This is a genomic window from Streptococcus oralis, assembly GCF_001578945.1.
Taxonomy (GTDB): domain Bacteria; phylum Bacillota; class Bacilli; order Lactobacillales; family Streptococcaceae; genus Streptococcus; species Streptococcus oralis_Q.
The window spans coordinates 205,157-206,800 of sequence record NZ_KQ969552.1 but is presented as its reverse complement, the minus strand read 5'-3'; the positions used below and the strand labels follow the sequence as shown (position 1 = coordinate 206,800).

General features: G+C 45.5%; 2 protein-coding genes and 1 pseudogene. All 3 read left to right on the top strand.

Translation table 11 applies throughout. The features are described 5' to 3' along the window. Window positions 1-401 (top strand): annotated as a pseudogene (locus SORDD16_RS06405) (3-deoxy-7-phosphoheptulonate synthase); the annotation flags it as partial. Between the two features lie 39 nt (window positions 402-440). After that, complete coding sequence (gene acpS / locus SORDD16_RS06400; RefSeq protein WP_081215177.1) at window positions 441-809, top strand: holo-ACP synthase; 369 nt, start codon at window positions 441-443, stop codon at window positions 807-809. After that, window positions 799-1,644 (top strand): alanine racemase (gene alr, locus SORDD16_RS06395; RefSeq protein WP_061452781.1); only part of this gene is annotated, 846 nt, incomplete at its 3' end. The genes acpS and alr, both read left to right, overlap by 11 nt.

Genomic DNA, 1,644 nt, shown 5'->3' with positions numbered 1-1,644 from the left:
TGGAAACCTCAGGAAATCCCTTGGCACACGTTATCCTTCGTGGCGCCATGAACGAATATGGTAAAAATGAACCTAATTTCTACTATGAAACCTTGCTCAATGCCATTGAACGCTATGAGAATCTAGGGCTCGATAATCCCTTTATCCTCATCGATACCAATCATGACAATTCAGGTAAACAGTATATGGAACAAATTCGCATTGTTCGCCAATCCTTGCTCAATCGTGACTGGAATGAAAAGATTAAAAAGACGGTTCGAGGCTTTATGATTGAATCTTACCTAGCAGATGGTCGCCAAAATCAACCAGAGGTCTTTGGTTGCTCCATAACTGACCCTTGTCTAGGTTGGGAAAATACAGTAGCCTTAGTAGAAGAAATTTATACTACCTTAACAAAATAAGTGAAAAGGATGGAGTTGGGGGAATCTCAACTCCTTTTGATGAGAATGATAGTTGGACACGGAATTGATATCGAAGAATTGGCTTCGATAGAAAGCGCAGTTACACGACATGAAGGATTTGCTAAGCGCGTGCTGACCGCTAAGGAAATGGAGCGATTTGCCAGTCTCAAAGGGCGCAGACAGATTGAATACTTGGCAGGTCGTTGGTCGGCTAAGGAAGCTTTTTCCAAGGCTATGGGGACAGGAATTGGCAAACTGACCTTTCAGGATTTGGAAGTCTTGAATAATGAACGCGGGGCTCCCTATTTTAGTCAGGCACCATTTTCAGGAAAGATTTGGCTGTCGATCAGCCATACAGATCAGTTTGTGACAGCCAGTGTCATTTTGGAGGAAAATCATGAAAGCTAGTCCACATAGACCAACCAAGGCTCTGATTCATCTGGGAGCCATTCGACAAAATATTCAGCAAATGGGGGCTCATATCCCTCAAGGAACGCTCAAGTGGGCAGTGGTCAAGGCCAATGCCTATGGACATGGGGCAGTAGCTGTTGCCACAGCTATCCAAGATGATGTCGACGGCTTTTGTGTTTCCAATATTGATGAAGCTATCGAACTTAGACAGGCTGGACTCAGCAAGAAAATCCTCATTTTAGGAGTTTCTGAGCTAGAAGCTGTTCCCCTAGCTAAAGAATATGACATCACCTTGACAGTGGCAGGATTGGAGTGGATTCAAGCGCTGTTAGATAAGGAAGCAGATTTAACTGGCTTGACTGTCCATCTCAAGATTGATTCAGGAATGGGAAGGATTGGTTTTAGGGAGGCTGGTGTGGCTGATCTGGCTCAAGCCTTGCTTCAACAACACGGTGCGCATGTTGAGGGGATTTTTACCCACTTTGCTACTGCAGATGAGGAATCAGATACCTACTTTAATCAGCAGTTAGAATGCTTTAAAGCTATTTTGGCAAGTATGAAGGAAGTTCCAGAGCTGGTTCATGCCAGCAACTCGGCAACGACCCTCTGGCATGCTGAGACTATATTCAATGCCGTCCGTATGGGAGATGCCATGTATGGTCTCAATCCAAGTGGAGAGGTCTTGGACTTGCCTTATGACTTGACTCCAGCCTTGAGTTTGGAGTCTGCTCTGGTTCATGTCAAGACAGTGCCAGCTGGAGCTTTCATGGGCTATGGAGCCACCTATCAGGCGGATAGCGAGCAAGTCATCGCGACCGTGCCAATCGGCTAT